The organism is Metallosphaera javensis (ex Hofmann et al. 2022) (genome assembly GCF_022064045.1).
Lineage (GTDB): Archaea > Thermoproteota > Thermoprotei_A > Sulfolobales > Sulfolobaceae > Metallosphaera > Metallosphaera javensis.
Window position 1 is genome coordinate 1 of record NZ_JAKNCW010000034.1, and the last position, 6,742, is coordinate 6,742.

9 protein-coding genes are annotated in these 6,742 nt (G+C 48.2%); 4 read left to right on the top strand and 5 right to left on the bottom strand.

Going from position 1 to position 6,742, the window contains the following annotated elements:
• Positions 1 to 76: 76 nt before the first annotated feature.
• Complete coding sequence (locus L3N51_RS12070) at positions 77 to 277, bottom strand: hypothetical protein (RefSeq protein ID WP_238027468.1); 201 nt, start codon at positions 275 to 277, stop codon at positions 77 to 79.
• Here L3N51_RS12070 and L3N51_RS12075 point away from each other — a divergent pair.
• A complete protein-coding gene (locus L3N51_RS12075; protein ID WP_238027469.1) occupies positions 238 to 624 on the top strand; it encodes a hypothetical protein in 387 nt (128 codons plus the stop codon). The two genes, L3N51_RS12070 and L3N51_RS12075, sit on opposite strands and share 40 nt — an antisense overlap.
• Before the next feature lie 293 nt (positions 625 to 917).
• Here L3N51_RS12075 and L3N51_RS12080 read toward each other — a convergent pair whose 3' ends face one another.
• Both L3N51_RS12080 and L3N51_RS12085 read right to left on the bottom strand, forming a co-directional pair.
• Entirely contained in the window at positions 918 to 1,298 is a 381-nt protein-coding gene (locus L3N51_RS12080) for a hypothetical protein (RefSeq protein WP_238027470.1), read from the bottom strand.
• Positions 1,258 to 2,445: an ATP-binding protein gene (locus tag L3N51_RS12085; protein WP_238027471.1), complete on the bottom strand. Its 1,188-nt coding sequence runs from the start codon at positions 2,443 to 2,445 to the stop codon at positions 1,258 to 1,260. The genes L3N51_RS12080 and L3N51_RS12085 overlap by 41 nt, the downstream gene beginning before the upstream one ends.
• Positions 2,446 to 2,723: 278 nt before the next feature.
• On the opposite strand from L3N51_RS12085, the gene L3N51_RS12090 reads away from it, so the two are divergent.
• The gene (locus L3N51_RS12090; RefSeq protein WP_238027472.1) at positions 2,724 to 2,984 is read left to right on the top strand and encodes a glycosyltransferase; all 261 of its coding nucleotides are present in this window, start codon (positions 2,724 to 2,726) and stop codon (positions 2,982 to 2,984) included.
• Positions 2,985 to 3,456: 472 nt separating this feature from the next.
• Here L3N51_RS12090 and rfbC read toward each other — a convergent pair whose 3' ends face one another.
• Together rfbC and rfbD are read right to left on the bottom strand one after the other, a co-directional pair.
• Positions 3,457 to 4,014 carry a dTDP-4-dehydrorhamnose 3,5-epimerase gene (gene rfbC, locus L3N51_RS12095; RefSeq protein ID WP_238027473.1) on the bottom strand — a complete coding sequence of 186 codons (558 nt, stop codon included), beginning with the start codon at positions 4,012 to 4,014 and terminating at the stop codon, positions 3,457 to 3,459.
• On the bottom strand, positions 4,004 to 4,891 hold the full coding sequence (gene rfbD, locus L3N51_RS12100) for a dTDP-4-dehydrorhamnose reductase (RefSeq protein WP_238027474.1): 888 nt from the start codon (positions 4,889 to 4,891) through the stop codon (positions 4,004 to 4,006). The genes rfbC and rfbD overlap by 11 nt, the downstream gene beginning before the upstream one ends.
• Before the next feature lie 146 nt (positions 4,892 to 5,037).
• Here rfbD and L3N51_RS12105 point away from each other — a divergent pair, with 146 nt between their 5' ends.
• Positions 5,038 to 6,012, top strand: a complete 975-nt coding sequence (locus L3N51_RS12105; RefSeq protein WP_238027475.1) for an NAD-dependent epimerase/dehydratase family protein — start codon at positions 5,038 to 5,040, stop codon at positions 6,010 to 6,012.
• A gap of 603 nt (positions 6,013 to 6,615) precedes the next feature.
• Positions 6,616 to 6,742 (top strand): hypothetical protein (locus L3N51_RS12780; protein WP_428846165.1); only part of this gene is annotated, 127 nt, incomplete at its 3' end.

The window sequence follows — 6,742 nt, forward strand, 5'->3', positions numbered from 1 at the left end:
TCCACCGCCACCTGCACTGGATGATCTCCAACCAGGAGCTTCACAGGTGGGAGCAGGTCAACGTCAGCCAGCTCGTCTAGCTTGCCCCGCTCTCGTAGTCGAAGCCCAGGGCCTCGGCCATACTCGCTAGGCTTCCCCTCTCCGAGATCACAGCCAAAAGCAGCTTCCTCACAACGTCAGCCCTGAACTTCCTGAGCACCTCCCTCAGCGCGTTGAGGAAGTCCCTCCTCCACCTTAATGCCTCCTTCAGTTTCCTCAGCCACTTTCCCCTTCTCATTATTCAAAACGCGTATTACCCAGGTAAAAAACTTTTCAAGGGCCAAGGCACTGACGTCAAGTTCAGGGAAATGCTACTATGTAGATGAGAACGGTACTTTTGGGGAGAAGGGAGGTATTTACGAGGTCGACATCCTCAAGAGGGACGGGACCACCTACCTTATCGAGGTTAAGTCCTACGCACAGCCCAAGGACGTCTCCAGGTTCAACCACACCTGCTATGTTGTGTCCAAGGTCCTTAACCTGGAGAAACCAGTGAAGATGATGGTCGTGAACGTGGCCACTGGAAGGGCACTGGAGAGGGCGAATTACCTAGGGATCAGGTTAATTTACGGCGAACTAACCTAGATCTCCTTTGGGATTACTTGTGGCAATTTACCCTCTATTGGATCGCAGGATGTCCTTTTTGTAATTCATCAAGTTTCCATCTACGATAATATTGAAGACGTCAGACAGGTTGAGGGATAGAAAGATTTACGAGAAGGAAGAACGGTACGATGAGGGCCATTCATGAGAAGCACCGAAATACACACTTCAAGTTTTAGAACATTGAGTACAAGAGCTAGGAGCACCGTTTTATCGCATACCTTACTTTTTTGAGAACCAAGTATGGGCCCATCCAAATGATCCGAAATTAACATTTAATCATTGAAGGTGGAGATCAGATCAACTAGTTCTTTATCCAAATCCTCAGTCCCTAAAGAAACTTCACTCACCTTCACCTTGAATCTCTGCTCGATCAGGCTCACCTGAGATGCAAAGTTTTGTCTTTCATCATTATCTCTCATCTCTCCGTATACAATAAAGATGTTTTTAGGGACTATCCTTAACTTTTCAAGACTCCGCCTAATCTGATCCAGTGCCCTCTTCCTGGAGTTAGGGTTTAAGCTCGACTTCCTCTCCACCAAGTAAAGTGAGTCCCTGTTCGTTCCACCCTTTTCCATGCAGATTAAATCGGCTCCTCCACACAGATCGTCATACTTAACGCACATGTAGCGATCGTTGTGGTTCATCAGCTTCATCCACTTCACCTGAAACCTCCTTCAGCCAGGTGTCCAACCACTTCTGCTGTGTTGGGGCTATGGATCTTAACGCGTCGATAGTGCCGTCCCTATACACCCTCACTGGCTTCACCTCTCCATCATATATTTCATAGATTCTTATTCCATCCCTCATCATGTGACCAAGGGCCATTGCAATCCACTCGCTGTGGGTAGTAATGAACAGCTTCTTGTTGTAGGACGCAATCCTTTCAGCTATCTCAATCTGGGCGTCAACATGCAGATTGATCTCCGGTTCCTCCACCACTGCACCCCTAACCACGGGATTATTGAGAACGGACTCAATCAGACTGTATTGATATAACCCCGTGGAAACCAGGGACCTGGAGACGTTTTTACCCTCCTTCATTATTCTCACATTTCTTGCCCCGTCTATCTCAACCCTGTGTCCCAGAAGCTCGTAATTCCCAGGGTAAATCCATTTCAGTGCGTCCAGTACCAGTGGCTTGACTGGAGATCTGGGAGAGAAGGAAAACGCTACCTCAGCTATCATGGGGTAAAGGTTAAGGAAGGTTATCCTTTCCGTGCTGAGGTAGGCGATGGGATTCCAGTCGCTGGACAGGAACTTCGTTAAGGAGAAGGAGGATAGGGCCCTCTTGAGACACTGCTCATTGCCAATGACCGTCATCTTCTCCTTGTCGGGGAACACAGATGTACAGATATCGTTCCTATCTATCTTGTAAAAATATAGACCAATGTGTACTTTTTCCATGGAATAAAGGTCGAGTGTAATACCATCTTTACTAATCGTAATCTTCATTTTCTCGTTCTCAATGACTCCTTTTTCCTCACCAAAGGAGATTATGTTGGGTAACTCCGTCCCGAAAACGTTCTTCAGAGCATCCTCAATTGTGCGTTCAATGCCTGGCCTGTTATTCTCGAGGATATTCCTCACATCTATATCCAACTCCAGCTCCCCAGCCCTTTCTGGGATATTTTCTATGTCCAGGGGTGAGAGTGGGGGAAAGAGAAAGGGCGAATTCATGAGATAGAAGGCAGTGGAGAGAAAAGTCTTTCCAGACGAGTTTCCCCCAACTACGAGCACCTTGTCAGTGAACTCCAGCGATCCCGTCTTAATGGGGCCTATGTTCTTTACGGATAACCTCATATGCAGAGAAATGAGCCTGCTCTTAAATGCTTTATATTATGAAGGCCATTCCCTAAACCTGATCCGACCTCCAGGATGCCCTTGACCGGACTTCCGGAACTGTGTGTTTTTACCAGGTGCCCTCTGAGGTCTTGGACAGAGGATAGCGAGTTTGAGTTGCAGAAAATTCAGCCAGGGACCATCTTCGCAGTTTTAGGCCTAGTTCGGTTTGTTGTGTATTTCACGTTAAAGGCTCCTTAAATACACAACAATATGGGAGCCCCAATTTCCACCCAACCGTGGGGGAACAGTTCGGAATACCTGTGGTGGAGGCCATGAGCGCCGGGCTGGTCCCCGTGGTGCCCAGGGAGAGCGGTGCCAGTGAGCTTGCGCCGGAGTTCGCGTACGAGGATCTGAAGGAAGCCAGGGATAAACTCATGGAGGGGTTAACTGTGTCCGGTGAGGTGAGGAGGGAACTCTCCCACAGGGTCAGGGATTTAAGGAGGGAGACCTTTCAGGAGAGAATCTTTGAGATAATATCCAAGTACCTGAAGAAATAACTCCTGAGAGGGGTGGTGGGCTGGATGTTGATAGATGGTGGGGTTAGGGAACGGGGTGTAAAGGGGCGGAAGGAACGCTGGTTGAGGGACATGTCAGTGGTCTGGTGCTATCTCATGTTGTTTGAGAGAATTTACGTATATGCAACGAACCGGACTTCCGCTTTGATTCTGTCCTCCTTCTAGGACTCGGAGTTGTGTTCATAGTGTCGTCAGACCTGCATAAATTTATGACGTTGTGAGTTCCTACTGAACTCCCTGAAACCTAAAATGGGGCCCAATTCGGTTTGTAGTGTATCTCACGTTGAAGGGCCCCTTAAACGCACAACAAAATGGTAGCCCAAGGATGCTAACATGATGACACCATGTCGCGTTGGAAAAACTCAAATCAAGTCGGGATTCCAAGTCAGCTGGTCCAGGTTCGTGCTTGATACCAACGTGAAAATCTCCTCAAACCTTCCTTCAAGTGCTCTCCCTAACAGAGGTCCATTCCATACTCAAAGTTCGCCCTGGACTCCCTCAGGCGAGGTAACTTCCTGTCCTTCTCCGACACTATCACCTCGTTAAGGGGCCACCTCACTCCCACGTCCGGGTCATTCCACGCAATCCCCGAGTCGTGTTCTGGAGAGAACTCCCTCGTCACCAGATAAATCACGTGGGAGTCCTCCAGCGCCTGAAAACCGTGGGCGAAACCTGAGGGAACCCACAGGAACTTTCCCGGGACCAGCTCCTCACTGACCCACTTCCCGTACGATGGCGAACCCCTCCTCAGGTCAACCGCCACGTCCAGAATCCTTCCAGAGATCACCGTGACCAGCTTTCCCTGAGGTCTCGGCATCAGCTGAAAGTGAAGTCCCCTGACAACCCCGCGTCGAGAGAAGGAGTGGTTCATCTGAACGAACCTGCAGGGAATGTGCTCCCTGAACTCGCTCTCTTTGTAGAGCTCCTGAAAGAAACCCCTCTCGTCGTGAAACTGTTTACCCTGAACCAGGACGACCTCCGGGATCTCTTTTCTTCCAAAATTAAATGGCATGTCCCTCACTCTCCATTTCTGTTCTGAGGATCTCTAAACTTCTTTCGATATTTAAAGGCCTATGCTCCAGCAGGGAGGAGGCCTTGGCCACGTTGAGGGAGGAGTTGAGTGGTCTCCTCGCAATCCAGTTCATCTCGTGTGAATATCCCCTTTTTATGAGTCCTTCGTCCAGCCCAAAGGTCCTCGCCAGCATTATCGAGAAGTCATATCTGCTCAGTTGAGAAGCGTCAGTAAGATGCAGAATTCCTGAAAGTCTTCTCTCCACGCTTTCCCTTAACATCATTGCGAAACTGGTGTTAAGGGTGGGTGAGGTTATTTGATCAACAATTATCTTCACCTCCTGCCTTCCCCTCAACCTCTTCAGGAGCCAGAGGGCGAAGTTATCCTTCCCGCTCGCCGGATTACTGCCATAGGGGGTACTGGTCCTCACCACCAGGCTACCTGATACTTCCCTCACCACCCTCTCACCCTCAAGTTTGGTCGCGCCGTAAACGCTAATGGGGTTTGGCTCATCCTCCTCGGAGTAGTTACCCCTTCTTCCATCGAACACGTAATCCGTGGACACGTAAACTAAGTAAATCCCGTTTCTTTCAGCTAGGCTAGCGATCCTCTTAGTAGCCTCGACGTTTATCAGCTTAGCTAGGGCCGGATTCCTCTCACACCCGTCCACGTCGGTCAGGGCCGCCGCGTGTATTATCACGTCAGGCGAGAAATCCTCTATCTTTTCTATCTCTTCCAAGCGAGTGAGATCTAGAATCAAGAACTTTTCGGTTTCAGGCTTACTCGTGTTGTAAACCCCTATAACCTCGTGATCTCTGAACACATTGACTAACTTTTTACCCAAGAGACCTCCTGCACCGGTTACAACAACTCTCATGGAAGCATCTAACATATCGTGTTTTTAAATTTTTAAAACCTGTCAATAGCCCTTACTGAGAGATCATGATTTGGAATTTTTAAGCTATTTCTAATAAATCTTTATAACATGGATAACTTTTTAAATCGATTCGCGAACGTACTTCCATGAAGGTTCTAGTAACTGGAGCTGGCGGTTACATAGGAACAGTACTTGTCCCCCTTCTCTTGGAAAAGGGATACGACGTAATTGCCCTTGACAGGTTCTTTTTCGGGAGAACCCTAGAGGACAAGGGCATCAAGGTAGTGGAGGATGACGTGAGGTTTGTTGAGCCCGACATTTTAAGGGGAGTTGACGGCGTAATAGATTTGGCAGCCCTCTCCAACGATCCCTCTGGTGAACTGGATCCCATAAAAACCTGGTCAATCAACTACCTGGGAAGGTTCAGGATTGCAAATCTATCCAAGAGAATGGGTGTCAGAAAGTATGTATTTTCCTCCTCGTGTAGCGTCTATGGTTTCAGGGAGGATGTGGCTGATGAGAGTTCGTCCACCAATCCCCTAACTACGTATGCAAAGGCTAACCTGAAGGGGGAGAGGGACATCCTTCCCTTGACTGACAAGAACTTCAGCGTGACAGTGTTTAGAATAGCAACAGTGTATGGATACGCCAGAACTAAGAGGATGAGATTTGACCTAGTCATAAACGCGTTCGTGAGAGACTTCATCACGAAGAACAAGATCTCCATCATGAAGGATGGAACGCAGTGGAGGCCATTCGTCCATGTGTGGGACGTGGCTAACGCTCTCTCCCTGGCACTGGAGAAGGATGAGAACGGGGAGATCTTCAACTTGGGGTCCGATGACCAAAATTATCAAATATTTGATCTAGCAGTAAGGATAACTAAAGCCCTAGGCAAGGAGCTAAACTATGAATGGTATGGCTCACCTGACAAGAGATCTTACAGGGTGTCGTTCAAGAAGATAAGGGAGAAGTTCGGTTTCGTACCCAAGTACAGAGCGGAGGACGCTGCAAGGGAGATAGCCGACGCGATAGTTTCAGGAGAACTGGATCCAAATGATCCCAGATACATCACAGTAAACTGGTACAAGACGCTGTTGGCTAAGGGAGAACTAATCTGATCTTGGTAAGAGATTTTACCTAGTTGTTTATGACCTTCTCAGAAAGGGAAAACTGAATGATCGTCACTGACTTACTCATGGTCACATGGGCAGCTTGAACTTCATTAAAGTTTCTATCCACGATAACATCGAGGATACAGTCAGGCAGTGTAAGAATTTACGAAATATTAAGGAGCATATTAGCCTTGATGGAGAACGACAAGATCTAAGCATTATGGCCCTAACGTTTGATTTTCTCGTAGTCTCGTTATGTTGTTTTTTAATATTGAGGAAATTCATAGTCTCGTCATGTTAGCATTTTTTAAGGTTCAAGGAGTTCAGTACGAACTCACAACGCCATAAGACGAATTAATGCAAATTTGACGACACTATGGACACACTCACGAGTGAGGAAAGTTAAGGAAAAGGAGGCGTTAAGGAGGAGGGACTTCCTTAACGCCCCTAGGCGCGAAGGAAGTTCAGTGTGGTTGCGAGGAAGTTGCTACTGGTGATAGCGGAGAGAGTCTGGCGGGCAAGGTTGAGGCTGTGGGTTTTGACTATTAGAGCGGGGCAAGCTTGACGAGAGGTTGACCTACTCTGGTGTAGCTCCTCGTTGGTCGTCCCGTGCGTGGGGTGGACGATACCTTTGACGAGAAGGTCTACGTCAGGGCCATGCCCGTGTCCAGGAATAGCACTTTTCGGAACTTACCTCAGGCTGAACAGTTTCTTGGTATCACCCACCTCAAGGTAA

Bases quoted from the DNA above. Each gene is read 5' to 3' on its own strand.
- L3N51_RS12085 (WP_238027471.1), bottom strand. From the start codon at position 2,445: ATGAGGTTATCCGTAAAGAACATAGGCCCCATTAAGACGGGATCGCTG.
- rfbC (WP_238027473.1), bottom strand. From the start codon at position 4,014: ATGCCATTTAATTTTGGAAGAAAAGAGATCCCGGAGGTCGTCCTGGTT.
- L3N51_RS12080 (WP_238027470.1), bottom strand. From the start codon at position 1,298: ATGAAGCTGATGAACCACAACGATCGCTACATGTGCGTTAAGTATGAC.
- rfbD (WP_238027474.1), bottom strand. From the start codon at position 4,891: ATGAGAGTTGTTGTAACCGGTGCAGGAGGTCTCTTGGGTAAAAAGTTA.
- L3N51_RS12070 (WP_238027468.1), bottom strand. From the start codon at position 277: ATGAGAAGGGGAAAGTGGCTGAGGAAACTGAAGGAGGCATTAAGGTGG.
- L3N51_RS12075 (WP_238027469.1), top strand. From the start codon at position 238: ATGCCTCCTTCAGTTTCCTCAGCCACTTTCCCCTTCTCATTATTCAAA.
- L3N51_RS12105 (WP_238027475.1), top strand. From the start codon at position 5,038: ATGAAGGTTCTAGTAACTGGAGCTGGCGGTTACATAGGAACAGTACTT.